This is a genomic window from Thalassorhabdus alkalitolerans, from assembly GCF_042656525.1.
GTDB classification, from domain to species: Bacteria; Bacillota; Bacilli; order Bacillales; family Marinococcaceae; genus Thalassorhabdus; species Thalassorhabdus alkalitolerans.
In genome coordinates, this window is the sequence record NZ_JBHSOZ010000005.1 from 228,313 (window position 1) to 252,273 (window position 23,961).

Below are 23,961 nucleotides of genomic sequence, written 5' to 3' on the forward strand. Positions count from 1 at the left end.
TTCATCCTCCTTCGGCTCTATGAGCCTTTTCCCTGCTTTCAAACACAGGGAGAACCCCGGACAGATTAGCTCTCCGGGGTCAATGCTTAAGCTATGATCTATGTACGGTTTACAATAGTGTGCGCTGCAATATTTAGATTATACTGATAGACTCTTACACCTGTCAATCTGCTCTGGTATCTTCCGGCTTTTCCACTTCCCCCAACAAAGCCCCAAGTTCATCTTCATAGGAACTGCTAAGCAGGTCTGGGCCTTTATACGCTTCAATTGTAAGCTGATTCATATAATCGCTTACCCTTAATGTGAAAATTTCGTTAACAAGAGCATGAAACCTGATAAACTCTTTTTTCTTCTTTAATTTGTGCATGACACACTGCCATACTTCCTCATTTGTGGCCTTATCATAACCCATTAATTGAAATTCCTCTGTTTTGCTTGATAAGACTGGTTCAAGGTCATTCTTCCATACGTCGAATTGCTGTTCATTCTTCACAACAAAACCTCCTTGAAAGTTAAATGAAAAGAGGGTATGAAGCAATCCCTATAATGGTGGTGGCAATCACTACTCCAAAGCTTATCGCAAAAAACGCGGCACGAAAAGGGATAAAAAATAACACTGCCGCCAGGCAGGCCGAATAGGCCCCGGTCGTCGGCAACGGAACGGCCGTAAATAATATTAAGCCTGCAGCCCCCCATTTTTGAACTTGGGCCCCCTTTTTCATCGTACGTTCAAAAACCCAATCATAAAACTTCTTGTAATACTGAAACCTGAGCAGCCACCTGCTGACAGGACGAAATAATAAAAGCACAGGTGCAATGGGCAAGAGATTGCCTAACAGGGCAAATAACAAAGCGGATTCAAACGATACCCCTAACAAGGCAGCTGCAGGAATACCTCCTCTTACCTCAATGACTGGAAATGCCGACAAAAGCAGCACAAGCAGTTCAGAAGGAAAAAAACCAAAAGACTCCATTATCAACTCTGAAAAGGCCTCTTTCATGAATGACTCCCTTTCTGTCTGATTTCTTTCATTCTATGAAAACTTGTCATGCTTGACCCTCTTCTTAGCATATTAATTATTGCGCGGAAATACCATCCTTTTTTGAAGGAGGAGGGAGATGTCAAAACAAACCTTCCTGCAGGGAACATTGATTTTAATTATGGCAGGACTGATCACACGCTTTTTAGGCTTTATTAATAAAATTGTTGTAGCAAGGATAATGGGGGCTGAAGGGGTAGGATTATATATGATGGCTGTTCCTACCCTGTTATTAATTATCACTTTAACTCAGCTTGGACTTCCCGTAGCTATATCAAAATTAATTGCCGAGGCTGATGCTGAAAACGACACAAAAAAGATGAAAAAGATTTTGGTTGTTTCTTTAGCTGTAACAGGATCTTCAAGTATTTTCTTTACAATAGGAGTCATGGCAGCTGCTCCTTTTCTTTCCTCATTTCTGCTGACAGATGCCCGGGCTCTTTATCCCTTATTAGCGATTATTCCTATCGTCCCTATTGTTGCATTGTCTGCCGTGCTGCGAGGTTATTTTCAAGGCCGTCAGAATATGAGACCTACCGCATATTCTCAAGTTATAGAGCAGGTTGTCCGCATTACCTTAGTTGCTATATGCACGAAAGCTTTTCTTCCTTATGGAGTTGAATATGCTGCTGCCGGGGCCATGCTTTCAGTAGTAGCTGGTGAGCTTATATCTTTGCTCTATATGATCTGGATGTTTAAAGCTAAGAAACCTATGAAAGTTCGCAAACAGTTTTTCTCCTACGTCAAAGGAGGGAAGAAAACATTTAACGATCTCATGACGATTGCCCTGCCGACTACCGGCAGCCGTCTTGTAGGGTCCCTGTCGTTTTTCTTTGAACCAATTGTCGTTGCCCAGAGTCTTGCCATTGCCGGCGTCGCTACTGCAGCTGCCACTGCCCAGTACGGTGAGCTCAGCGGCTTTGTGATTCCTTTACTCACTCTGCCTACTTTCATCACTGCTTCCCTTTCCGTCTCACTCGTACCTGCCATTAGTGAAGCTGCAGCTAGAAATGACTACCGTACAATTCAAAAAAGGCTGAGACAGGCTTCCAGAGTAGCTTTTATTTCTGGTGGAATTTCAGTCGTGGTCTTATATGTATTTGCTGCACCAGTCATGGACCTTATGTATAACGCTCCTCATGCAGCTGTCTTTTTGCATGTAATGGCTCCTTTTACCATATTCCTTTATTTCCAAGGACCGCTCCAGGCAACCCTGCAAGCTTTGAATATGGCAAAAGCTGCTATGTACAACAGCCTGGCTGGGGCGATTGTTAAAATAGGAACCATTGCTGTTCTAGCCTCCCAGCCTGGCTTGGGAATCATGGGGGCAGCTCTTGGCATTACTGTCAGCATGGTTTTAGTGACACTGCTTCATTTTACAGCTGTGGCAAAAACGATCAGCATTACAATCGAAACAAGAGAAATTCTTTCCATACTGGTTATCATGCTTGGTTCAGGTTGGGCCGGACACTGGTTTTTTCATGAAGCCCTTCAGCATTCCCTCCTTCTTCCAAGGACAATACTTTCCCTCATTTTTACAGTGCTTTGTTACGTGGCAGGGTTATTTCTCTTTAGAATCGTAACGATAAAGCATGTGTTACGCTTGCCCTTCTTTACATTTTTTCAAAAAAAATAGCCCTTACGCGGGCTATTTTTTGTTATCATCCAAATCCACAAACATGGTGCCATCTGCCCGGAAGGCACAGTATGATACTTCTTTAACTGTTTTAATTCCCGCTTTTCTTAATTCCCTTCTCAGCCAAAGTTCATTTTTGCCTGCTTTTTTTAAATGAGAATGCTGAATAACCCCGTCAATGATAAAGGGGAGAGGCATAGAAATTTGGTCTTCATCATTTTCTTCAAATACAGAGAGCTCTCCTGAAGGCTCCAGAATAGCAAATTCTACATCAGAAAGATCTTTTATGTTTTTTTGCCTTAACTGCATCATTAAGTCATCAAAATTGTATCTTTGTCTACGCATTTCCTTTTCATCTATTTTTCCCTCTTTAATAATGTATGAAGGAGTACCGTCCACCAAGTGGCGGATTTTTTCACTTTTCAAAGAAAGAAATGCTAAAGCAATTTGGATGACAGATAAAAGGACAATAGGAAGAAATGCTTCCAACATGGACATCCGAATATTTTCAATGGAGATGACCGCTAATTCTGCAATCATTATCGATACAACAAAATCCAATATAGAAAGCTGTCCAAGTTCTCTTTTACCCATCACTCTCAGGATGATCAGCAAGAAAATATAAACAAGCAATGTACGAATAAGGATAGTAAGCGGATCCATACCATTCACCCTTCTTCCCGCTGCAAATTCTAATCACGGAATGTTAGTATGCCCCTTTACTTTTTTTTCATAAAGGAAACAAAGATACAAAAAATCCCTCGCTTTTTACAAGCGCGGGATTTTTTTAGTTTGCTTTTGAAGTTGAAGTCAGTTTTTAGTAGAACATTAAATACCTTACATAAAGATAAATCGTTGATATCAGAAAAGACACTAAAGCAGTAGGGGCACCGACTTTAAAAAATTCATAATAAGAAAAGCCCTGATTTGCTTTTGCTGCAAGACCAGCAACAATCACATTAGCTGTAGCTCCAATAATCGTGGCATTGCCTCCAAGGCATGCTCCAAGAGCCAACGCCCACCATAAAGGCTCAAGATGACCAATACCATAGCTTTCAAATTCCAGTATAACTGGAATCATGGCTGCCACAAAAGGAATATTATCTACAAACCCTGATACAATGCCTGAAACCCAGAGAATAAGCAAGGAAGTCTGAGGCACGTCTCCCCCTGTATAATAAATCAGACTCCGTGCCATTTCTTCAATCAAGCCTGATTCTTCTAAACCTCCAACGAGCATAAATAAACCGATAAAAAAGAAGATCGTTACCCATTCAACCTGTTTAAAAACCTCTTCTACATTAGACTCTTCATGCGTTAAAAACAAGAGAAGAAGGGCGCCACCCATTGCAATAGCCGTTAATTCCACCTGAAGCATAGGCTGGGCAATAAAAGCTGTTACCGTCAGAAACAAGACAAACACTGATTTAATTAAGACGGATTTGTTTTTAATATAAGAAGCTGCGTTGATTTCCATCAGCTTCTTTTGAGCCATATTGTTTTGATTCGTTTGAAACTCACCCTTGTAATAAAATGCAAGTCCAGCCATCACCACGATGAAAATTAACACTACCGGAGGTCCCAGGTGAACAATAAAATCATTAAAGGTTAAGTGGGAAACAGCCTGGCCGATCATAAGATTTGGCGGGTCTCCAATTAAGGTGGCCGTCCCTCCAATATTTGACGCCATTACGATAGCTATCAAAAAAGGAACAGCGCTCATTCCCAGGATTCCGGTTAAGGTAAATATAATAGGTGCTACCAAAAGAACTGTGGTGACGTTATTTAAAAATGCAGATCCTACTGCAGTGAGAACCGAAAACATAATTAACAGGGATATTGGCTTTCCACGCACGATTTGCGCAGCTTTCACGGCTACATATTCAAACATACCACTCTGACTGGAAACAGACACCAGGATCATCATCGAAAAAAGTAAAGCGATGGTATGCCAGTCGATGTACCGAAAAAAAGCCATATCCAAGTCAATAATTCCTGCAAAGAGCATTAAAGAGCCGCCTGCACATGCTACTAAAGCCCGGTTCCCCTTTTCTGTAATAAGAAAGAAATAGCTGAAAATGAAAATAGAGATGGTTAAGATAGCTTCAATCACAAGGCCGCCACCTTTTCTCGGGGTTTGTACTATTTGTATGAGCAGGCTGCCCTTAACATGAAACTTGTTTTTCTGCTTCGTACAAATCAATCTCCAATGGCAGGGACTAACAAGCTCTTGCTCTTAATTGATCTATAAAAAATTTAAAAAGATCCTTTGAAAAGGATAGTACATTCTATTTAAGACGGGCCATGAATATACATGAGTACAAACTGTAAAAGAGGTGTGGACCATGGCGGAACAGCAACGGTTAATGACGGCAGTGTTCTATGGAACCGGGACCATCATTGCTCTTGTTTTTTTGTTTAGCTTCGTACTGTCTTTAATTCTTCGATTCACTAGTTTTTCCGAGCAATCTCTAACATGGCTTGTGGTTACTCTGTCTATTGGCGCAATGCTGGCTGGAGGAATCACAGCAGGGGTACGATCCTCTTCAAGAGGTTGGCTGACAGGATTTCTTGCGGCTCTTCTTTTTGTTTGCTTAGCTTTTTTAGTTCAATTCTTAGGCTTTGATAATGCCTTTACAGGACACCAAATGTTAATGCATGCCTTATTTCTCGGAATTGCAACGTTAGGAGGCATGATAGGTGTCAACCTTTCTTCTAATTAAGATTGTTTACTACACTGACATTGCTGACAATCTTGCATTGCAGCTAAATAAGAAACAGGCAATATCCGTATAAAGGCCTGACTCATTGAATTAAATTTTATTTCTATAAGCAAAAAAGCACACAGCCTATGTATGAGCTGTGTGCTTTGTATGTAGAAGTCATGAAGACTTAATTAATCTTCATTGACAACTTCTCTTACTGCACTGCGGTCAAAAGTCAGCTTACGGTTATCGTTTACAAGAACGATAATCGTATTTTCATCTAACGCATCGATCGTTCCGTGCAGTCCGCCAATTGTGACAACCTTGTCGCCTTTTTGCAAGTTATCGTGCATCTCACGCACTTGCTTTTGACGTTTTTGCTGAGGACGAATCAGCAGGAAGTAAAAAATAGCAAACATCAGGATCAGCATAATTATAGCTTCCATGAATGAAGTCCCTCCCTTCTTAACCTAATTGAGTGAATTGTTAGAAGTTCTTGGCACCGGGCTTATTAAACCCATATTTCTCAAAGACCTCGTCACGGAAGTCCAGCAGACGGTCTTCTCGAATCGCTTGTCGAACCTGCTCCATTAATTCTAACAAGAAATAAAGGTTGTGGTAAGAGGTTAACCGAAACCCGAATGTTTCATTGCATTTGACTAAATGACGAATGTAAGCCCGAGAGTAATTTCTGCAAACATGACAGCTGCAATTTTCATCTAATGGCCCAAAGTCTCTGGCATACTTAGCATTCCTGACCACAACTCTTCCAGTACTTGTCATACAGGTCCCGTTGCGCGCAACACGAGTAGGCAGGACACAATCAAACATGTCAATGCCTCTGATAACTCCGTCGATCAATGAATCAGCTGAACCTACCCCCATTAAGTAACGAGGTTTCTCTTCAGGCAGCAGGGGTGTGGTGAATTCAAGCACCTTATTCATTACATCTTTCGGCTCTCCTACCGATAATCCACCTACAGCATACCCGGGAAAGTCAAGAGAAATCAAGTCTTCTGCTGATTGTTTCCTCAGATCTTCATATTCTCCTCCCTGTACAATCCCAAATACAGCTTGTTTTTCAGTATTTTTATGAGCCTCCAGACAACGCTCTGCCCATCTGCTTGTCCGCTCTACTGATTTCTTCATATAGTCTCTCTCTGCTGGATAAGGAGGACACTCATCAAACGCCATCATAATATCTGAGCCGAGAGAGTTTTGAATCTGCATGGCCTTTTCAGGGGAAAGAAAGAGTTTTTCACCGCTAATATGATTACGGAAATGCACTCCTTCTTCCTTTATATCTCGCAGATCACTCAAACTGAATACTTGAAACCCTCCAGAATCTGTGAGAATAGGCTTTTTCCAGTTCATAAAGCTGTGAAGGCCGCCTGCTTCTTCAATAATATCTTCCCCAGGTCTGAGCCAGAGGTGATAGGTATTGCTTAAAATAATCTGAGAACCCATTTCTTCTAGTTCTTCAGGGCTCAATGTCTTTACTGTAGCAAGGGTGCCTACGGGCATAAAAATCGGAGTCTCTATCGATCCATGAGGGGTATGGATGCGGCCTAAGCGCGCCCCGGATTGCTTACATGTCTTAATCAATTCATATGTTACTGCTGTCATTTGAATCCTCCCTGTGGGTAATAAACATTGCGTCTCCAAAACTGAAAAAACGGTATTTCTCCCTCACCGCTTCGTTATAAGCCTTTAGAATAGTTTCTCTTCCAGCGAGCGCACTCACGAGCATGACTAACGTGGACTTTGGCAAGTGAAAATTTGTAAGGAGAGAATCAATACCTTTAAACTGATAACCTGGATAAATAAAAATATCTGTCCAGCCTGATTCTTCACGAAAAGACCCATTATTTCTGCCAGCTATTGTTTCCAGTGTCCGTGCAGAAGTTGTCCCTACTGCAATAATATTGCCGCCCTGCTCTTTTGTTTTATTTAATAAATCTGCCGTTCCTTGACTCATTTGATAAAATTCAGAGTGCATGACATGTTCACTAATTTCATCTACAGCAACAGGGCGGAAGGTACCTAATCCTACGTGAAGCGTAATGGTTGTCACGTGAATACCTCTGACTCTTGTCGCGTCCAGAAGCTCATTAGTAAAGTGAAGGCCTGCTGTTGGAGCAGCTGCCGACCCATCTTGTTCCGCGTAAACGGTCTGATAGCGTTCACGATCATCCAGCTTCTCTTTAATATAAGGAGGAAGCGGCATTTCACCTAAGGATTCAAGGACCTCAAGGAAAACACCTTCATATTGAAAATCAAGCACACGACCTCCATGTTCTAACACATCAGTGCAAACAGCTTTTAATCGGCCGTCTCCAAATTCAATCACTGTACCTGGTTTGACCCTCTTTGCAGGCTTTACCAGCGTTTCCCATTCATCGCCTTTTACTTGTTTGAGTAACAGGACTTCTGCCTGACCACCGGTTTCCTTTTGGCCGAGAAGACGAGCTGGAAGCACCCTCGTGTCATTTAAGACAAGGGTGTCTCCTTCTTTCATGTAATCTAAAATGTCCGGAAAATGTCTGTGCTCTATATTTCCATCAGCAGGGTTTACGATCATTAATCTGGAAGCATCTCTTTTTTTCAGAGGAGTTTGAGCGATCAATTCCTCTGGCAAAGTAAAATCAAAATCATTGACGTTCATTACGTCTACCTCTTTTCTTTCTGGCGCTGCGTAAACAATCTTTCTCATCATACAAAAAACAGGCATCTGTGACAAGCTTTACCTAAATCGTCCAATAATAAAAAGGATAATCGACAATACTACACTGATAATGATTGAAGTAACAATCGGAAAATAAATCGTTGTATTTCCTCTTTTAAAAAGAATATCCCCTGGCAGCTTGCCAAGAGATATGAATTTTCCTCCTACTTGCCAAATCAGCCCAAAGATAATTAATGCTATTCCTATTCCGATAATTATTTTGGGAAAATCAGCCATTTTTTGGCACCTCCATATTGAAATGCTCGTAAACAAGGTGGGTTACAACTCTTCCTCTCGGGGTTCTTTGCAAAAAGCCGATTTGCAGCAGATAGGGCTCATATACGTCCTCAATGGTGTGAGACTCTTCGCCTATCGTAGCAGCAATGGTTTCAAGCCCAACCGGACCGCCGCGGAACTTTTCAATAATATTTAATAAAAGCTTGTGATCGATATGATCTAACCCCAGCTTATCTACCTGGAGCCTTTCAAGCGCATCCACGGCAAGCTCTGTTGTAATAATCCCGTTTCCCTGTACCTGGGCAAAATCTCTGACCCTTTTTAACAAACGGTTTGCTATTCTCGGGGTTCCTCTGGATCGGCGGGCCATTTCCCCGGCTGCCTCTTCCTCCATCTCTACCATAAGCAGGTCCCCTGTCCGACTCACAATATCAGCAAGTTCTTCTTCTTTATAGTATTCCAGTCTTGAGAGGACGCCAAACCTGTCCCTTAACGGAGCAGACAGCATCCCCGCCCTCGTAGTAGCTCCTACCAGGGTAAAAGGAGGAAGATCCAATCGGACGGATCGGGCGGTTGAATCCTTTCCAATGACTATATCAATACAAAAATCCTCCATAGCCGGATAAAGGACTTCTTCGACCGACCTTGGCAGTCTGTGAATTTCATCAATAAATAATACATCCCCAGGCTCTAAAGCAGTCAGAACTGCTGCTAGATCGCCAGGCCTTTCAATGGCAGGGCCAGAAGTCGTCCTTATATTGACTTGCATTTCATTAGCTATGATCATCGCAAGCGTTGTTTTACCAAGTCCGGGGGGACCATAAAGCAGGACATGGTCCAGGCATTCCTCTCTCATCCTGGCTGCTTCAATAAAGATCTTCAGGTTTTCTTTTACCTTTGTCTGCCCAATGTATTGGTCAAAATCAAGAGGGCGTATCCCTTGATCAAAGGATTCTTCTTCAGCCTGGGCTTCTTGTGAGATAATTCTCTCGTCCATACTTACCACCCTCTTTTCATTAATTTAACATGAGCTGAAGAGCTTTTTTCACATATTGGTCAGCAGAAAGCTCTTCTTGTTTGAGTTTCGGAGTGACTTTGCTGATTTCCTTTTCACCATAACCTAAGGCCCTTAAAGCCTCCAGTGCCTCCTCAAGGGATGACATTGAAGCTGTGGATTCCTTGTGGGATGCTTCTGCAAACAAGCCTTCGGCTTCTACATATCCCAGCTTTCCTTTCAGGTCTAAGATCATCTGTCTGGCTGTCTTTTTGCCGACACCAGGAAATTTAACTAGAAATTTTTCATTTTCCTGTTCGATGGCTTCAACTACTTGATCCGGTCGTCCAGATGCTAAAATGGCCAACGCACCTTTTGGCCCAATTCCGGAAACCTGTAGAAGCTGCTGAAAAAGCTCTCTTTCCTGACGAGCCGAAAAGCCGTATAAGCGAATTGCGTCTTCTCTGACATGCTGGTATGTATAAACGGTTACTTCTTTTCCTTCATCCCTTTGATAAATGAAGGGATTAGCACAATAAACAAGGTATCCGATTCCTTGAACATCCATCGTAATAAATTCAGTCTCTATATAAACGATCTTTCCTCTGACAAACTCAATCACTGTTGCTTCTCTCCCCATGGCATTCAATTATAAATGCGAACGTGCATTTCCTTTATCATAGCAAATATATGCCAAGGTGGAAAATAACTCTTTTGTCGAATCTTTTCCAAGTCAATGATTTTCCCCTATTCGAAGGCTTTCATTTTGACTGAACTCATGAAAAAAAGCAGCCTTCCGGCTGCTGGGGCAAGAGCTGGTGGGTATTCTTTCCAACAGCCTGCTATTTAGTAATAGGCCTTTCTTGCACGATAAGCGAGTTTTTGGGACCTTGAAATATACAAAGAAGTGGCTCTCATCAACGGGAAACCCCTTATTTAATACCAGACCTTTATCCAAGCTCATTCACATTTGTTCTGCTTTGGCTTCTTCAAGGACTTTTAGGACACTTTCGTATGTTTCTTTGGTTTTTACAGGAATTCCTTCCCCTAACTGCTCAAGGTAATGACTTTCCAATCTCTCTGTATCAATTTGGTAAAAAGACTGAATGACTTCATTTCCCTCTGGTCTTCCTTTAAATATAGTAAGAACACCGTTTTCATCTAAGCCAAAATAGCCGCTCCATTTTAACAGGGGAGAAATATCTTCAATATCTTGTGTAAAAACAATTCTTTCATTATTTTGATCCTTTAACGACCATCCAGAATAATGAGCCCAAAAATCTTCTTGTGCCCAAATGGTCTCCTCAATCGTCTCTTCACTTATCTGCCCATCTAAATAACGTCTTTCAAGCACTACTTTTACCGTTTTAGGCCCTTTGACTGTTTCAACACTTTTTTCTAATTCCAGACTTTCCTCTTGATTGATCCTGCTTTCTCCACTTGTATTTTCTTCAGAACCAAGTAGAGCTGTAGAGGCATAAGAAATAACAAACAATAAGGTTAATAAAGCTGTCATCAAGAAAATAGCTGATTTCTTTACGCTTACTTCTTTTTTACTCATACTTTTCACCGCCAAAAAAAAGCTTCCATTTTGGTATAGTGTCACCAATAATGGAAGCTTTTATGCAGGAGTTTAAACCTCCAGCCGATCAAGCTGCTTTTGATCTATTTGAAAATTATGGTACACACTTTGTACATCATCGTTATCTTCGAGGGCATCAATAAGCTTAATCATTTTCTCAGCATCGTTGTCCCCAAGCTCGGACATGGTTGTAGGAACCATCGTAACTTCCGCTGTTTTAAAGGTGTATTCAGATTTTTCAAGGGCATTTTTCACGCTCTCAAAATCCTCCGGATCTGTCAATAATTCGTATGATTCTCCCAACACTTCAACCTCTGCAGCCCCTGCTTCTATGGCATCCAGCATTAAATCCTCTTCCTCTCCCCCTGCCGATTCCTTATCTATGGCAAGAACCCCTTTTCGTTGAAACAAGAAGGATACACACCCATTTTCACCTAGGTTCCCGCCGTTTTTGTTAAAAGCAAGTCGCACATTAGCGGCAGAACGGTTCTTATTGTCCGTAAGAACTTTCACCATAACAGCAGCCCCTCCCGGGCCATATCCCTCATAAGTTAATTCTTCGTATGTAACTCCTCCCTCTTCACCTAGAGCTTTCTTAATTGTACGTTCAATATTATCGTTTGGCATATTCTCAGCTTTGGCTTTGCTTAATGCCAGCCGTAATCTCAGGTTCGTTTGTGGATCATCTCCACTTTCTCTCACTGCTGCAAATATTTCAGTGGATATTTTGGTAAAAACCTTCGCTCTTTTAGTATCCTGACTTTCTTTTCTTCGTTTTATATTATTCCATTTAGAATGTCCTGCCATTAGGCTTCATCCTCTCTCCTTGCATTCCGTATTCTATACTATCATAACAGAGGTCAGCGAACTCCCTGAGTAAAATGAGCGAGTAAATATCAGAAAAATTTGTTGCCTGTCATATTTCTCATATTAAAAAAGGGCCCGACAAAAGCTAGGCTTTTGGGACCCTCTTCCAAAGTTAACGGCTGCGTTCAAAAGGACGTTGAGCAAAGTTTGCTACATCTTGAATCATATCGGTTATTGTTTCTCCAACTTCTTCAACAGGCGCTCCGCCTCTAAGCTGCTCATCAATGTTTCTAACGTTGGTATATTGCTCTTCATCAGACACGACATAGACATTTTTTTGTCCGTCAAATGCCTGCTCTACTTTTCTCTCGATACGGTTGCCTAACGTTTGTTTTTGTTCATCATTAATACCAGTGGTGTCGATGCCAATCAATACATCATCTTCTCTTACAATGACACGAGATTCGTTAACAGTGTCCATTTTTTCAACTGCATTTGAAATCTTCTGTGCTGTTTGTGCATCATAATCTTGATGGTAATTTCCTAATGCCTGAGGCTGCTGTTGAGTTCCAAATCCTCGATTTCTCTGAACTCCCTGGCCAGCTTGCCCTTGCTGTTTCTGGGCCCCCTGACCTGTAATTCCTGCCCCGGTACCTGCTCCACCCTGCTGCTGGCGAGCATTCAACGTGCCATTTTCACCAACCATACCAGGCCCGCCTACACGGCCGGTACGAGGAGCCAGCTGGTTTTGCATTCCATGGGTCATCTGCCTTCTTTCATTAAAAGCGCCAGTACCTGTCATTGTTCCGCCATAGGTACGGTCACCCCCGGCAAATCCGGTAGTTCCTCCCATTTGACCGGCTCCCCTGCGGTTGCCTTGCCCCAATCCAGCTCCTGCTCCCATGCCATCTCCTGCACGGTTTGCACCTACATTACCAGTACCTGTCTGGTGTCCTCTTGTTCCCATATTCCCAGCGCCCATACGATGACCAGTTCCCATACCTGCTCCCCAGCCTGTTCCACGCTGGATATTGTCACCTGTACGGCGGTCATCCACAGTCAGCATATCTGTAACGGGACCTTCACCACGATAATTATTACGCTGGCCAAATTGACCAGTATCACCACGTTGATCTAAACCTTCATATCCAAAATTTCTTGTATCTTGAGCGCCCATGTCGGCATTTTGATTATCTGCTCCACATCCAGCCAGCCCTCCAGCAATTATAGAAGCTGCTGTAATACTTAAAGCGAATTTTTTCATATTTTAAAACCTCCTTTCACCGATTAGGGTGAGTAAAGGAGGCTTAAAATAAACTGTTAGTTAGAGGAAAGAGTGGTAATCTCCCTAACGTTCTTTATACACTGGGTTTTATTCCTCGTCTTCCTCTCGCTGATACGGCTGAGGAGCTTCCATCTGACCATTGGGCCACATTCCATTGTAAAAATTTTGAGGGAACTCACCATTCATTGGCTGCATCATACCGCCATTGGTGAAATAATCTTCAAAGCCTGCCTGTGGCCACTGCTGATCTGGCCATTGCTGAGCCGGATCAAATTCCTGGCCAAGGTCGTGCATAGGCATCATCGGCTGCATTGGCTGCATCATGGGCTGCATCATGGGCTGCATCATGGGCTGCATCATGGGCTGCATCATGGGCTGGGCTCCATATCCAAAATAATCCGGGTAAGCTCCCATCCCCATACCATAAGGATGAGGTGCAGGCTGATAACCTAGAGGAGCACACCCTGGCATCACCGGAGTCACAGGAATCCAATGCACCGGAGATGGTGGGCACGGATAAGGTTGCTTCATTGGCTTATGGACCTCTGGTGCTTTCGGCATTGGCTGGTGGACTGGCAATTTAGGTGCTGGAGCTGTAGGTGCCACTTTTTTAGGTTTCTTCATTTCAGGTTTTTTTATCTCTGGTTTCTTTATTTCAGGCTTTTTCATGTAAGGCTCTTTCTTAGGTGCAGGTTTTTTTACAGGAGGTTTTACTGGCATTTTTTTCTTAGGTTCTGCTTTTGGTTTTGCAGGGGGCTTCGGTTTAGGCTGTACCTGTGGCTGGTATGGTGATTTGTAAAAGTTGATATTCATCTGCTGCTGAGGCTGAATGTGTGACACATGAGGCTGCTGTGGTTTCATTTCTGGCATTTTAATTTCTGGCATTTTAATTTGTGGCGGTTTTGGCGGCTTTGGAGCTTCTTTTTTCTTTGGGGCTTTCTTTACAGGCTCTTCATAAACAGGCTTTTCCTTCACTGGTTTTTCTTTCACCGGCTTTTCCTTCACTGGCTGTTCTTTTACAGGTTGTTCTTTTACAGGCACTTCTTTTACCGGCTGCTCTTTAGGTTGATATTCTTTCTTTACTTGCGGCTTTTTAGGTTCTTCTTTTTTAATTTGAACGCTTTTGGAAGGAACCTTAATTTTCATTCCCGGCATAATCATATCAGGGTTAGCCAGATGAGAATTCGCTCCCTTTAATTCTTCAAAGTCCACCCCGTATTTTTGTGCCAGATTCCACAACGTATCTCCTTTTTGGACGATATGAATTTTCATGCATTTTTCCCTCCTATAGGAACTGCAAATATTTATATAAATAACAATAAGGCCACACATTCTTCTTTGAATACAAACTTGATTTTCGTTCAAGCTACTCAGCACAACATATGCTGAAATCTCTAGTCATATGCCAAGGGACTCTTCGCACACGATAAGGGGAGCATGGTACAATAAGGAGTGTACTTAGGAAATAAATACTAATAAAGTCTGCACGTTTCTGGCATGCACTTTACCATAAACGGAAGGGAGAATAGTGGTGGAAGTTAATAAAGAAAAGATACTTGGAGAAAAACGCAGGAACTTACTTTTACAATGGCTTCGAGAATCTTCCAGCCCATTAACCGGAAGCAAACTTGCTGAACGTACCAATGTAAGCAGACAAGTCATTGTACAGGATATCTCTCTCCTTAAAGCAAGAAACTATCCAATTTTAGCCACAGCACAGGGGTATATGCTTATTCCCGGGGAGACGGAAAACATGAAACGCAAAAAAATTGTCTGTTTTCATGAAGATGATCCTGCAGTAACTGCTAAAGAGTTAAACTTGATTGTAGACCATGGCGCCACAGTTATCGATGTTTCCATTGAACATCCTTTATATGGGGATATCACTGCCTCTTTAATGCTTTCAAGCCGAAGAGATGTAAAACAGTTTATCGATAGGCTCTCGTCAAGTAATGCTGGCCTGCTTTCAGCCCTGACTGATGGAACGCACTTACACACGATAGAAGCCGCATCAGACGAAGTCCTTGATGAAGTAGTACAGATTCTTGATCAGGAAGGGTTTCTCTTAAAATAGTTAATAACATGCAAAAAACCCTGCTCCACTTATTTAGGAACAGGGTTCTTAGCACCTTCTTCTACGTTTTGTAACGAAAAACAGGGATAACTCCCAAGGACTCTTACCCCACAGCCGAGCGCTTCAAGCTCTTGAACTACTCCAGGGATTAACACCTCATCCATTGCCTGATCCACATCGATCACAAAAAAGTAATTACCCAGGCCCGTTTTCATGGGACGAGACTCTATCTTTGATAAATTCAGCTTTCTCCATGCAAAGGCTGAAAGCACCTGGTGAAGAGCTCCTGAATAATCGGAAGGGAGGGTTACCATTAAAGTTGTTTTCTCACCGGTCTTTAAAGAAGAAGAGACTTGAAACGAAGTCTCTGGCCTTTTTAAAATGACAAACTTTGTATGGTTATTCACATAGTCGTGAATGTTTTTCTGCGCGATTACAAGGCCGTATTTTTGTGCTGCAAGTTCATTGGCAATAGCAGCAATAGGCCGGTCAGACTCTTCCAGCACTTTTTTAGCGGCCGCTCCTGTGGAATTTGTATATTGCAAGTCACTTCCAGGCAGCTCTTTGTTGAGAAAGTCATGGCATTGTGCAATGGCATGGGGATGAGAATAAATTTCTGTACATTCCTTCCATTTATCTGCCATTGAGGGGGCTACAAGAAGATGTTGTTCTATAGGAACTACTATCTCTCCTATTATCGGGAGGGTATGCTTGTGTATTAAGTAATCCATGGATAAGTTAACTGAACCCTCAATTGCATTTTCCAAAGGCACAACTGCTAGATCTGCTTCCTTATTTGCAACAGCATCCATACACGCTGGAATAGTTGAAAATGGAAGGTGGGATCCTTCTTTAAATAACCCTTTTACCGCCAACTCCGTAAACGTTCCTTGGGGGCCTAAATAACCTATGGTCTTCATATTCTTTAAACAATCCTTTCTTCCCGGTCTCCTGTCATCTCTTATGAACCTGAACCGATGATTTCCACGCTTACCACCGCTTCAATTTCCTTAATCTTGGAGACAAGCTGGCGCAGCTCCATGCTTATAGCAGCAGTATCTATGGTTAATGTTACATTTGCTCTTCCTTGCAGTGGGATGGTCTGGTTGATCGTAAGAACATTAGAGTTCGCTTGTGCCACTACTCCTAACAACTCTGATAAGGAACCAGACCGGTCTTCTAAATGTATTGACAGAGTAATGATTTTCTCTTTTATCATCGTATGAAAGGGAAAAATGGCGTCCCTGTATTTGTAAAACGCACTTCTGCTCAAATCCACCCGTGTGACAGCGTCTCCTACTTTCGTTTCCTTGCCGCTTTCTAAGAGTGCTTTTGCATCTAATGTCTTTTGCATCGCTTCAGTGAGCATATCCTGCCTTACTAAATAAAATCGGTCAATGCGATCTGCCACAATTGTTCACCACCAGCGTTTTACTAATACTTAAAATAAGATTAGTCATGTCTTTACTCATTTGTCATCCTGACAAATAGTATAACTGTTTATTCATTATAAAGATGTATGACTTTTTTGACAATGTTTCTTGTTATGATATGGGCCCCTCATACATGGAAGAAGGCTGCTTTTACAGCAGCCTTCTCGCTATTCGATAAATTCAAATTCAAAATCAAGGAGGCGTACGGTATCTCCGTTTTTTGCTCCTCTCTCTCTTAATGCTTCGTCTACTCCCATGTTACGAAGCTTTCTTGAGAACCTTCGAACAGATTCATCATGAGTTAAGTCTGTCATTTTAAAGAGTTTTTCAATACCGGCCCCTGACAAAACAAAGGTGCCATCATCATCCCTTGAGACAATAAAAGGTTTCTGTTCTTTTTCATATTTGTAAAGGACTCGCTGCTCTTGTTCTTCTTCATCATAGAGTGGAAATTCAGGTGTCTGTTCAATTAAGTCAGCGACCTTTAATAACAGCTCTCTCAGTCCTTGTCTGGTCAGGGCTGAAATTGGGAAAACAGGGTAGTCTTCTGAAAGCTGTTCTTTGAATAATTCTAATTGAGCTTCGCTATCCGGCATGTCCATTTTGTTTGCTACGATGATTTGAGGGCGTTCAAGAAGTCGCATATTGTATTGTTTCAGCTCATCATTGATCTTAAGGAAATCTTCATAAGGATCTCTTCCCTCAAGGCCGGACATATCAATGACATGAACAATAACTCTCGTCCGCTCAATATGACGAAGGAATTGGTGGCCAAGACCTACTCCTTCATGTGCTCCTTCTATTAAACCAGGAAGGTCAGCCATCACAAAGCTTCTTCCGTCACCTGCTTCTACTACTCCAAGATTTGGGCTCAACGTTGTAAAGTGATAATCAGCGATTTTAGGTTTAGCGGCTGAAACAACGGATAGAAGGGTTGATTTACCTACACTTGGGAAACCCACCAGCCCCACATCAGCCAGCACCTTTAACTCCAGGTTTATAAATCGTTCTATTCCTGGCTCCCCATTTTCACTGATTTCAGGAGCCGGATTTGCCGGAGTAGCAAAGGTTGAATTTCCCCTTCCTCCTCTCCCTCCGCGTGCAACTACAGCTGTCTGCCCGTGAGTAAGAAGATCTGCTAATACTTCTCCTGTCTCATCATCGGTTACAGTTGTCCCCGGGGGAACTTTAATAACCAGGTCTTTTGCATTTTTCCCATGCTGGTTTTTGGACCTTCCATTTTCCCCGTGTCCTGCTTTAAAATGCTGCTGATAACGAAAGTCCATCAGCGTCCGCAATCCCTCATCCACTTCCAAAATAACATTAGCACCTTTTCCACCGTTCCCGCCAGCAGGCCCGCCTTCCGGTACATACTTCTCACGGCGGAAAGCTACCATTCCATTCCCGCCGTCACCGCCTTTAACAAAGACTTTTACCTTATCTATAAACACTAGGGTCACCTCATTTATCATTCATCATTAAAACTAATACTTCTTCGTTCTTTATTACAGCTTCCTTGGGAACCCAAGAAGTCTTTTGCTGCCACTGCCGCTCCACCCATTCCTCCATGGAAGCTTTATTCTTTAACTCCCCTTGAAAGTCCATTTCAATGTAAGGGGCATCTGTTAAATGGAACGTTACCAAAAGGTGGTTGTCTCCTTTTTCACTCACTGTTTTGTCAAGATGCTTTGTAAAAGAAGTGATTAGTGTATACCAGTCTTCTTCAAACCCGGCATAATCATTCGTTTCCCCCAGTACTTCTACATCTAAGATAAACCAATGGTTTCCCCAGTTGAAGGTTAATAAAAAATCAGCAACTTTTGGCACATTCATTGTCGACAGTCTGCTCTCGTGTCTTGCTTTCTGGACAATACCCCTTATAATTTCTTCCACGCGCTCATATCTGCCCAATGATATATTTCCCTGAATAAGCTGTATTTGATTCAGCCAATCATGTCTAGCATGCTTTAGTATTTCTACTGCCCTTGTACTATTTTCCGCCATAATTGCACTCCTATAACTCTAAACTTCGAGCTTTTTATTGCAGATAAATCATATTGTACCATAAAGTAACAAAAAATTGGCAGAGAGGCTTTTTTAAGGACGTATCCTTGATTTATATCGCTGTTGCTTACTGATGTATATTCTAGGAGCCAAGGGACAATATAAATATCGCTACACCATTTATCTTTTCAGGGAGGTTCATTATGCCACAACAAAACCAGCAAGCTCAACAAGCCCAACAAGCAATTCAACAAGCTCAACAAGCTGTACAAAATGCCCAGAATAATCCCCAGCAGCTTCAGCAGGCTCAGCAGCAGCTTCAGCAGGCTCAGCAAATGCTTCAACAGGCTTCCCAGCAGGCCCAGCAGCCTCAGCAGGCCCAGCAGCAGCAGTTCCAGCAAATTCAACAAGAGCTTCAGCAGGCTCAGCAGCAGCTTCAGCAGGCTCAACAGTCTCAACAATAAATGATGCAATGTTAAGCGGAGTCGGACCTATCCGATTCCGCTTTTTTTAGAAATGCCGTTAATAGAACAACCAGAAACATTTATCCATTCACACTCTGGGACATAGCTGCTTCAAAATCATTAAGGCATGAGAATTTTAATGTTTGATTATTTTTAATTAGGGAATTTTTAACCTTATACTTATGTTGAAAGGAGCCGCCTATGTCACAGGAAACAATTTATGGAAATACTCCTTGCTTTTTAAACAGTGAAAACTTAGTTAATAACCGAGATAAAATGAGCGAAAAGGATATAGTTTTTTATGGAGTACCATGGGAAGGGGCTGTCACATGGGGGGATTATACAGGCTGTGAACTTGCTCCTAAGGTAATCCGCCTCTGTTCAGCGAGATACAGCTGCTATCTCCCAGAACTTAATCATATGGACATGGCAGAACACCTTACCATGGGCGACCTTGGAGATGTGGATGTAGTGCCTGCTCAAGTAGACGAAACAATGGAAAGAATCCAATCTTTTTCCGGAGAGATATGGAAAAGCGGTGCCTTTCCGATTGCTTTTGGAGGCGATCATGGCATCACCTATCCGATTATCGAATCCTTAACCAAGGAGACCGAAGGCAAAGTAGGTATTATACACCTTGATGCCCATTATGATAATAACCTCCGCTCCGGGGGCGATTTGTATGGACGCGGATCTCCCTTTGCCCGCCTGTATGAAACCGAAGGAGTGAGAAATGAAAGCCTTGTCCACCTTGGAATACACGGTCCTAGAAATAAACCGGAAAATGGAAAGCTTGCTAAAGAAGCAGGAGCTTCAACGTTTACGATTAAAGATATTCGTGAAGCTGACAGCCTCCAGAACTTTTCCAAAAAGATTTATGATATTGCCTCTGAAGGAACAGATAAAGTGTACCTGAGCATTTGCAGTGATGTGCTAGACTATGCTTTTAATCCAGGGGGCCCGGCTGACGGAAACGGACTTACACCTTATGAACTTGTCACTATGATACATGAGTTTGCCAGCATGGGCCTTTGCGGGATGGATTATGTAGAAGTATATCCTCAGCAAGACACAAACGACTTTTCATCTCACTTTGTTTCAACAGCCGTGCTTTATGCGCTGGCAGGTGTAGTAAAGAATCGCCAGTCTGATCAAGCTGAAGCGTAGAATAAAAAAGAAGCCGCTCTCTTTTAAGTGCGGCTTCTTTTTTATTTAGAAACAGCCATAGGTTTTTCGGGAACAGAAGAAAGAACTTTGTGTACTGCTTTTTCCCCTTGAGTAATACAATCAGGAAGACCAAGCCCTTCATAAGAAGCCCCGGCTAAATGTATACCCGGCATTTCCTTATCAAGGAGTTCCCTCATTTTTTTAAGTTTCTGCTTGTGTCCGACTTCGTATTGAGGCATTGACTGCCTCCACCTTGTAATACGGAAAAAGGAAGGCCTGCCCTCTACGTTCATGATTTTGTTTAAATCCTTCAATACAACCTCAAGGATCTCTTCATCACTTTTCTCAACGATTTCTTCTTCTCCTGCTCTTCCTACATAGCACCTGAGTAATGCTTTCCCTTTAGGAGCTACATGTGACCATTTTTTATGAGTCCACGTACAGGCAGTAATCGTATAGTTACTTTTTTTCGAAACGACAAAGCCAGTTCCTTCAAATTCCTGTTTTACCTGCTCTTCGTCAAAGGCCATAGCTACTGTGGCTACTGATGTTGAAGGAATTTCCATAAAATCGTCAGTATGGAGATCTTCAGGCAGCATGTTCTTCACTACATCCAGCGGGGTTGTGATAATGACTCTGTCAAAATAAGCTGTGGACTGATCTTTAAAGTTAATTTCATACCCGCTTTCCTTCTTTTTAATAAGGGTAATCGACGCATTTTTATGAACTACATCCTCATCAAGATGATTTTCAATACTATCAACGAGGGATTGCAGCCCTTTTTTAAAAGAAAGAAAATTACCTTTTGCTTTTCCCTGAGCAGGCTGTTCTTCCTTCTGAGCCATTGAGGACTTCATGCCAAGGATTAAACTTCGATGTTTCTGTTCTATTTCTTCAAATTGCGGGAAAGTTGCTTTTAAGCTTAAATTATCTATATTCCCTGCATAAATACCTGAAAGAAGCGGATCAATTAAGTAATCAACCACTTCATCACCCAGGCGAGTGCGAAAAAATTTCCCTAGTGATTGATCATCGCTTCCGTCACCAGATTTAGGGATGATTAAGTCTCCGGCAGCCCTTGCCTTCCCAAGAGGAGAAAAAAGCTTGGTCTTTACAAATGGCCCCCACTTTGTCGGAATCCCCATCACAGCCCCTCCTGGAATTGGATGCAATGTTTCCTCTTTAAGCACATATGCCTGGCCGGTCTGGTTGTAAAGGAGCTCCCCTTCAAGTCCAACTTCTTTTGCCAGACGGAAAGCGCTCATTTTTCGCGCCAAAAATGAATCTGGCCCTTTTTCAATAATAAATCCATCCGAGTAATCAGTTTGTATTTTTCCACCTAAGCGGCTGTCTGCTTCATACAAATGATACTCAGCATCCAGATTCTTGGCCAAAATTTCTTTTTGCAAGTAATAAGCGGCTGATAACCCTGTAATTCCTCCACCTATAATGGCTATTTTCATATCTCATTCCCCGTTTTAAATGATCCGTACTTTTTCAAGCTTGTCACTCACAATGTCTGCCAACGCATCTATAAAAAGCGGCTCGGCATTAGGCATGGCCGGACGATAATACTTGGCTCCAATTTCATCAGTCACCAGCTTACATTCCACATCGTTGTCAAACAGTACTTCTAAGTGGTCCGCGACAAATCCAACCGGACAATACACAAAAGAGGTATACCCATGTTTGTTGTACAAATCCCTGGTTAAATCCTGGACATCAGGACCAATCCATGGTTCAGGAGTGTTCCCTTCGCTCTGCCACCCGATTTCATAATTCTTAATGCCAGCTCTCTCAGCTATCAAGTCAGCAGTTTCTCTCAGCTGTTCAGGGTAAGGATCATTGTTCTGGATAATTTTCTCTGGAAGGCTGTGCGCAGAGAAAATGACGACGGCCTCATCCTTATTTTCAATTTCGGCAAAAGTGCTTTCAACTTGTTCTGTCCAATATTGAATAAATTTGGGATGATCATACCAGCTTTCGATACTGGCAATCTCAGGACCACCGATTCTCCCTGTTTCTTCCTGGGCCCGTCCGTTATAAGACTTCACACTAAACGTGGAGAAGTGAGGAGCGAGGACAATGCTCACGGCTTTTTCAATCCCGTCTTCCTTCATTTGTGCAACAGCATCTTCAATAAACGGATCAATATGCTTCAGTCCAAGGTAAGGGATAAATTCTTGATCTGGGTGGATTTCATTTAGACGCTCCGCAAGGCGATGTGCCTGCTCTTCTGTTATTTTTGCTAAAGGAGAGATTCCCCCAATCGCTTCATACCTGGAAATCAAATCTTGAAGGGCCTCATCGGAAGGTTTTCTTCCTCTGCGAATGTGCGTGTAATAAGGCTCCACTTCTTCAAGACTTCTAGGTGTTCCATACGCCATGACCAATAATCCTATTCTTTCTCTAGTCATGCCTCTCTCTCCTTTTTTCTCTGTGAAGTATATTCATGTACAAATGCAGTTAACTTTTTTAAAGTTTCCGGCTTTACTTCTGGAAAAACGCCATGACCTAAATTAAAGATGTATCCATCATCTTCCAAGCCTTGATCCAGAATTTTTCTTGCATGCTTTTCGATTACTTCCCAAGGTGCCAATAAAATGGAAGGATCAAGGTTCCCTTGCAGAGTCTTGGTTACACCCATTTCCCTTGCTTCTTTTACTGACAGGCGCCAGTCAAGACCAATTACGTCCAGCGGAAGGTCATCCCATTCTTTAATTAAATGACTTGCACCGACACCAAACATGGTTAGTGGTACCCCTTCTTTTCTAATGGCTGTAAAAATCTTGTTCATAACGGGCTTTACAAATGTGCGGTAGTCCTCTACATTCAGCGTCCCCACCCAGGAATCAAATATTTGGATAGCCTGGGCTCCTGCTTTCACTTGTGCCTGCACATAAGTTATTGTCATTTCCCCAAGCTTATCCATCAACTCGAACCAGGCTTCTTGCTCAGCATACATAAAGGCCTTTGTTTTATGATAGTTCTTTGACGGGCCGCCTTCTATCATATAGCTTGCAAGAGTAAAAGGCGCACCGCTGAAGCTGATTAAGGGAACAGATAACTGCTCTCTTAAAAGTTTAATCGTCTCAAGTACATAAGGAACGTCTTCTTCCGGATTGATTTCCCCGAGCTTTTTCACATCGTCCAGTCCTGTTATCGGGTTATCAATTACCGGGCCTATCCCTGATTTAATCTCTACATCTACCCCTATGGCAGGAAGAGGAGTCATAATATCTTTATATAAAATAGCTGCATCATTGTTATATTGATCTACCGGAAGCTTCGTCACATAAGCACAAAGTTCAGGCTGCCTTGTAATTTCAAATAATGAATATTTTTCTTTAAGCTTTCGGTATTCGGGCTGAGACCGTCCTGCCTGTCTCATGTACCACACTGGTGTATGATCTGCTTTTTCCTGCCGGCAAGCTTTTAAATAGGTATTATTTTCTGGCTGTTGCGCCATATATAGCACTCCTTTATTTCCTAGTAAGTTATATCAGTATGTACTCTTTATTATTGTTTCACACGAGCAAATTCCAATCCCTTTTTACCATAACCCCATCCTTTTGTCATGTATAGTCCAAATAAAAAATGTTCATAAAATAGAAGAAAACAACCCTTATTCTGTTTGCTGCCGCCTAATATCAGCGTATGTTACCTTTACCACATTCTATTAAAAATTGATACAGCAGCATAAACCATTATATCCTGACAAGTTTGTCATAGGAAAAACTTATGCTTACAAGAAGAGTTCATCATTTCTCCTAAGTCCATTTCAGTTCCTTTTATGGAAAAAATACCC

General features: G+C 42.2%; 26 protein-coding genes. 5 read left to right on the plus strand and 21 right to left on the minus strand.

Features of this window, described 5'->3' with window-relative positions; genetic code table 11:
- Nucleotides 1–163 precede the first annotated feature (163 nt).
- The gene (locus tag ACFPU1_RS11975; RefSeq protein WP_385941432.1) at nucleotides 164–493 is read right to left on the minus strand and encodes a post-transcriptional regulator; all 330 of its coding nucleotides are present in this window, start codon (nucleotides 491–493) and stop codon (nucleotides 164–166) included.
- A gap of 19 nt (nucleotides 494–512) precedes the next feature.
- Nucleotides 513–1,001: a COG2426 family protein gene (locus ACFPU1_RS11980; RefSeq protein ID WP_385941435.1), complete on the minus strand. Its 489-nt coding sequence runs from the start codon at nucleotides 999–1,001 to the stop codon at nucleotides 513–515.
- Nucleotides 1,002–1,119: 118 nt separating this feature from the next.
- On the opposite strand from ACFPU1_RS11980, the gene spoVB reads away from it, so the two are divergent.
- The gene (gene spoVB / locus ACFPU1_RS11985) at nucleotides 1,120–2,676 is read left to right on the plus strand and encodes a stage V sporulation protein B (RefSeq protein WP_385941438.1); all 1,557 of its coding nucleotides are present in this window, start codon (nucleotides 1,120–1,122) and stop codon (nucleotides 2,674–2,676) included.
- Nucleotides 2,677–2,688: 12 nt separating this feature from the next.
- Here spoVB and ACFPU1_RS11990 read toward each other — a convergent pair whose 3' ends face one another.
- Together ACFPU1_RS11990 and ACFPU1_RS11995 are read right to left on the minus strand one after the other, a co-directional pair.
- Nucleotides 2,689–3,339, minus strand: a complete 651-nt coding sequence (locus ACFPU1_RS11990; protein WP_385941945.1) for a DUF421 domain-containing protein — start codon at nucleotides 3,337–3,339, stop codon at nucleotides 2,689–2,691.
- Nucleotides 3,340–3,493: 154 nt separating this feature from the next.
- Nucleotides 3,494–4,786 (minus strand): ArsB/NhaD family transporter, encoded by a 1,293-nt coding sequence (locus ACFPU1_RS11995; RefSeq protein WP_385941948.1) that lies wholly within the window; start codon nucleotides 4,784–4,786, stop codon nucleotides 3,494–3,496.
- A gap of 235 nt (nucleotides 4,787–5,021) precedes the next feature.
- Between ACFPU1_RS11995 and ACFPU1_RS12000 the strand changes: the two genes are divergently transcribed.
- On the plus strand, nucleotides 5,022–5,399 hold the full coding sequence (locus ACFPU1_RS12000) for a TIGR04086 family membrane protein (protein WP_385941441.1): 378 nt from the start codon (nucleotides 5,022–5,024) through the stop codon (nucleotides 5,397–5,399).
- A gap of 173 nt (nucleotides 5,400–5,572) precedes the next feature.
- Here ACFPU1_RS12000 and yajC read toward each other — a convergent pair whose 3' ends face one another.
- The 10 genes from yajC to safA all read right to left on the minus strand — a co-directional run bounded on the left by yajC (nucleotide 5,573) and on the right by safA (nucleotide 14,283).
- Complete coding sequence (gene yajC / locus ACFPU1_RS12005; protein WP_054635545.1) at nucleotides 5,573–5,827, minus strand: preprotein translocase subunit YajC; 255 nt, start codon at nucleotides 5,825–5,827, stop codon at nucleotides 5,573–5,575.
- Nucleotides 5,828–5,867: 40 nt separating this feature from the next.
- Nucleotides 5,868–7,007 carry a tRNA guanosine(34) transglycosylase Tgt gene (gene tgt, locus ACFPU1_RS12010; protein WP_054635546.1) on the minus strand — a complete coding sequence of 380 codons (1,140 nt, stop codon included), beginning with the start codon at nucleotides 7,005–7,007 and terminating at the stop codon, nucleotides 5,868–5,870.
- Nucleotides 6,988–8,046 carry a tRNA preQ1(34) S-adenosylmethionine ribosyltransferase-isomerase QueA gene (gene queA, locus ACFPU1_RS12015; RefSeq protein ID WP_385941444.1) on the minus strand — a complete coding sequence of 353 codons (1,059 nt, stop codon included), beginning with the start codon at nucleotides 8,044–8,046 and terminating at the stop codon, nucleotides 6,988–6,990. Before queA ends, tgt begins: the two co-directional genes overlap by 20 nt.
- A 78-nt stretch (nucleotides 8,047–8,124) precedes the next feature.
- Nucleotides 8,125–8,343, minus strand: a complete 219-nt coding sequence (locus ACFPU1_RS12020; RefSeq protein ID WP_385941447.1) for a DUF2905 domain-containing protein — start codon at nucleotides 8,341–8,343, stop codon at nucleotides 8,125–8,127.
- Nucleotides 8,336–9,340 carry a Holliday junction branch migration DNA helicase RuvB gene (gene ruvB, locus ACFPU1_RS12025; protein WP_385941449.1) on the minus strand — a complete coding sequence of 335 codons (1,005 nt, stop codon included), beginning with the start codon at nucleotides 9,338–9,340 and terminating at the stop codon, nucleotides 8,336–8,338. The genes ACFPU1_RS12020 and ruvB overlap by 8 nt, the downstream gene beginning before the upstream one ends.
- A gap of 19 nt (nucleotides 9,341–9,359) precedes the next feature.
- Nucleotides 9,360–9,959 (minus strand): Holliday junction branch migration protein RuvA, encoded by a 600-nt coding sequence (gene ruvA / locus ACFPU1_RS12030; protein WP_385941452.1) that lies wholly within the window; start codon nucleotides 9,957–9,959, stop codon nucleotides 9,360–9,362.
- Nucleotides 9,960–10,301: 342 nt separating this feature from the next.
- The gene (locus ACFPU1_RS12035; RefSeq protein ID WP_385941455.1) at nucleotides 10,302–10,898 is read right to left on the minus strand and encodes a BofC C-terminal domain-containing protein; all 597 of its coding nucleotides are present in this window, start codon (nucleotides 10,896–10,898) and stop codon (nucleotides 10,302–10,304) included.
- Nucleotides 10,899–10,970: 72 nt separating this feature from the next.
- Nucleotides 10,971–11,726 carry a YebC/PmpR family DNA-binding transcriptional regulator gene (locus ACFPU1_RS12040; RefSeq protein WP_385941458.1) on the minus strand — a complete coding sequence of 252 codons (756 nt, stop codon included), beginning with the start codon at nucleotides 11,724–11,726 and terminating at the stop codon, nucleotides 10,971–10,973.
- A gap of 172 nt (nucleotides 11,727–11,898) precedes the next feature.
- On the minus strand, nucleotides 11,899–12,990 hold the full coding sequence (locus ACFPU1_RS12045; RefSeq protein ID WP_385941461.1) for a YhcN/YlaJ family sporulation lipoprotein: 1,092 nt from the start codon (nucleotides 12,988–12,990) through the stop codon (nucleotides 11,899–11,901).
- 108 nt (nucleotides 12,991–13,098) lie between these two features.
- Entirely contained in the window at nucleotides 13,099–14,283 is a 1,185-nt protein-coding gene (gene safA / locus ACFPU1_RS17095) for a SafA/ExsA family spore coat assembly protein (protein ID WP_465310009.1), read from the minus strand.
- Between the two features lie 259 nt (nucleotides 14,284–14,542).
- Between safA and ACFPU1_RS12060 the strand changes: the two genes are divergently transcribed.
- Nucleotides 14,543–15,085, plus strand: coding sequence for a transcription repressor NadR (locus ACFPU1_RS12060; RefSeq protein WP_385941464.1), 543 nt, complete (start codon nucleotides 14,543–14,545; stop codon nucleotides 15,083–15,085).
- Between the two features lie 29 nt (nucleotides 15,086–15,114).
- On the opposite strand, the gene pheA is transcribed toward ACFPU1_RS12060, so the two are convergent.
- The 4 genes from pheA to ACFPU1_RS12080 all read right to left on the minus strand — a co-directional run bounded on the left by pheA (nucleotide 15,115) and on the right by ACFPU1_RS12080 (nucleotide 18,522).
- Nucleotides 15,115–16,005 (minus strand): prephenate dehydratase, encoded by an 891-nt coding sequence (gene pheA / locus ACFPU1_RS12065; RefSeq protein ID WP_385941466.1) that lies wholly within the window; start codon nucleotides 16,003–16,005, stop codon nucleotides 15,115–15,117.
- Nucleotides 16,006–16,046: 41 nt separating this feature from the next.
- Nucleotides 16,047–16,454, minus strand: a complete 408-nt coding sequence (locus ACFPU1_RS12070) for an ACT domain-containing protein (RefSeq protein WP_054635639.1) — start codon at nucleotides 16,452–16,454, stop codon at nucleotides 16,047–16,049.
- A gap of 231 nt (nucleotides 16,455–16,685) precedes the next feature.
- Complete coding sequence (obgE, locus tag ACFPU1_RS12075; RefSeq protein WP_054635554.1) at nucleotides 16,686–17,969, minus strand: GTPase ObgE; 1,284 nt, start codon at nucleotides 17,967–17,969, stop codon at nucleotides 16,686–16,688.
- Between the two features lie 10 nt (nucleotides 17,970–17,979).
- Nucleotides 17,980–18,522, minus strand: a complete 543-nt coding sequence (locus tag ACFPU1_RS12080) for a Spo0B C-terminal domain-containing protein (RefSeq protein ID WP_054635555.1) — start codon at nucleotides 18,520–18,522, stop codon at nucleotides 17,980–17,982.
- A gap of 203 nt (nucleotides 18,523–18,725) precedes the next feature.
- Between ACFPU1_RS12080 and ACFPU1_RS12085 the strand changes: the two genes are divergently transcribed.
- Both ACFPU1_RS12085 and ACFPU1_RS12090 read left to right on the plus strand, forming a co-directional pair.
- Nucleotides 18,726–18,986 (plus strand): hypothetical protein, encoded by a 261-nt coding sequence (locus ACFPU1_RS12085; protein WP_054635556.1) that lies wholly within the window; start codon nucleotides 18,726–18,728, stop codon nucleotides 18,984–18,986.
- A 201-nt stretch (nucleotides 18,987–19,187) separates the two neighbouring features.
- Nucleotides 19,188–20,153 (plus strand): agmatinase family protein, encoded by a 966-nt coding sequence (locus ACFPU1_RS12090; RefSeq protein WP_385941470.1) that lies wholly within the window; start codon nucleotides 19,188–19,190, stop codon nucleotides 20,151–20,153.
- Nucleotides 20,154–20,194: 41 nt separating this feature from the next.
- Here the strand turns inward: ACFPU1_RS12090 and hemY are convergent, their stop codons facing one another.
- Genes hemY through hemE form a run of 3 tightly spaced genes read right to left on the minus strand, consistent with a single transcriptional unit; the run spans nucleotide 20,195 to nucleotide 23,622 of the window.
- Nucleotides 20,195–21,616, minus strand: coding sequence for a protoporphyrinogen oxidase (hemY, locus tag ACFPU1_RS12095; protein ID WP_385941473.1), 1,422 nt, complete (start codon nucleotides 21,614–21,616; stop codon nucleotides 20,195–20,197).
- 15 nt (nucleotides 21,617–21,631) lie between these two features.
- Nucleotides 21,632–22,570: a ferrochelatase gene (hemH, locus tag ACFPU1_RS12100; protein ID WP_385941476.1), complete on the minus strand. Its 939-nt coding sequence runs from the start codon at nucleotides 22,568–22,570 to the stop codon at nucleotides 21,632–21,634.
- Nucleotides 22,567–23,622, minus strand: a complete 1,056-nt coding sequence (gene hemE, locus ACFPU1_RS12105) for a uroporphyrinogen decarboxylase (protein WP_385941479.1) — start codon at nucleotides 23,620–23,622, stop codon at nucleotides 22,567–22,569. Before hemE ends, hemH begins: the two co-directional genes overlap by 4 nt.
- Nucleotides 23,623–23,961: the final 339 nt, after the last annotated feature.

Coding starts and splice junctions, on each gene's coding strand:
- ACFPU1_RS12040 (WP_385941458.1), bottom strand. CDS start 11,726: ATGGCAGGACATTCTAAATGGAATAATATAAAACGAAGAAAAGAAAGT.
- ACFPU1_RS11990 (WP_385941945.1), bottom strand. CDS start 3,339: ATGGATCCGCTTACTATCCTTATTCGTACATTGCTTGTTTATATTTTC.
- ACFPU1_RS11980 (WP_385941435.1), bottom strand. CDS start 1,001: ATGAAAGAGGCCTTTTCAGAGTTGATAATGGAGTCTTTTGGTTTTTTT.
- hemY (WP_385941473.1), bottom strand. CDS start 21,616: ATGAAAATAGCCATTATAGGTGGAGGAATTACAGGGTTATCAGCCGCT.
- ACFPU1_RS12045 (WP_385941461.1), bottom strand. CDS start 12,990: ATGAAAAAATTCGCTTTAAGTATTACAGCAGCTTCTATAATTGCTGGA.
- safA (WP_465310009.1), bottom strand. CDS start 14,283: ATGAAAATTCATATCGTCCAAAAAGGAGATACGTTGTGGAATCTGGCA.
- ACFPU1_RS12090 (WP_385941470.1), top strand. CDS start 19,188: ATGTCACAGGAAACAATTTATGGAAATACTCCTTGCTTTTTAAACAGT.
- ruvB (WP_385941449.1), bottom strand. CDS start 9,340: ATGGACGAGAGAATTATCTCACAAGAAGCCCAGGCTGAAGAAGAATCC.
- ACFPU1_RS12000 (WP_385941441.1), top strand. CDS start 5,022: ATGGCGGAACAGCAACGGTTAATGACGGCAGTGTTCTATGGAACCGGG.
- tgt (WP_054635546.1), bottom strand. CDS start 7,007: ATGACAGCAGTAACATATGAATTGATTAAGACATGTAAGCAATCCGGG.
- yajC (WP_054635545.1), bottom strand. CDS start 5,827: ATGGAAGCTATAATTATGCTGATCCTGATGTTTGCTATTTTTTACTTC.
- hemE (WP_385941479.1), bottom strand. CDS start 23,622: ATGGCGCAACAGCCAGAAAATAATACCTATTTAAAAGCTTGCCGGCAG.
- ACFPU1_RS12080 (WP_054635555.1), bottom strand. CDS start 18,522: ATGGCGGAAAATAGTACAAGGGCAGTAGAAATACTAAAGCATGCTAGA.
- ACFPU1_RS12085 (WP_054635556.1), top strand. CDS start 18,726: ATGCCACAACAAAACCAGCAAGCTCAACAAGCCCAACAAGCAATTCAA.
- hemH (WP_385941476.1), bottom strand. CDS start 22,570: ATGACTAGAGAAAGAATAGGATTATTGGTCATGGCGTATGGAACACCT.
- ACFPU1_RS12035 (WP_385941455.1), bottom strand. CDS start 10,898: ATGAGTAAAAAAGAAGTAAGCGTAAAGAAATCAGCTATTTTCTTGATG.
- spoVB (WP_385941438.1), top strand. CDS start 1,120: ATGTCAAAACAAACCTTCCTGCAGGGAACATTGATTTTAATTATGGCA.
- queA (WP_385941444.1), bottom strand. CDS start 8,046: ATGAACGTCAATGATTTTGATTTTACTTTGCCAGAGGAATTGATCGCT.
- ACFPU1_RS12070 (WP_054635639.1), bottom strand. CDS start 16,454: ATGCTCACTGAAGCGATGCAAAAGACATTAGATGCAAAAGCACTCTTA.
- ACFPU1_RS12020 (WP_385941447.1), bottom strand. CDS start 8,343: ATGGCTGATTTTCCCAAAATAATTATCGGAATAGGAATAGCATTAATT.
- pheA (WP_385941466.1), bottom strand. CDS start 16,005: ATGAAGACCATAGGTTATTTAGGCCCCCAAGGAACGTTTACGGAGTTG.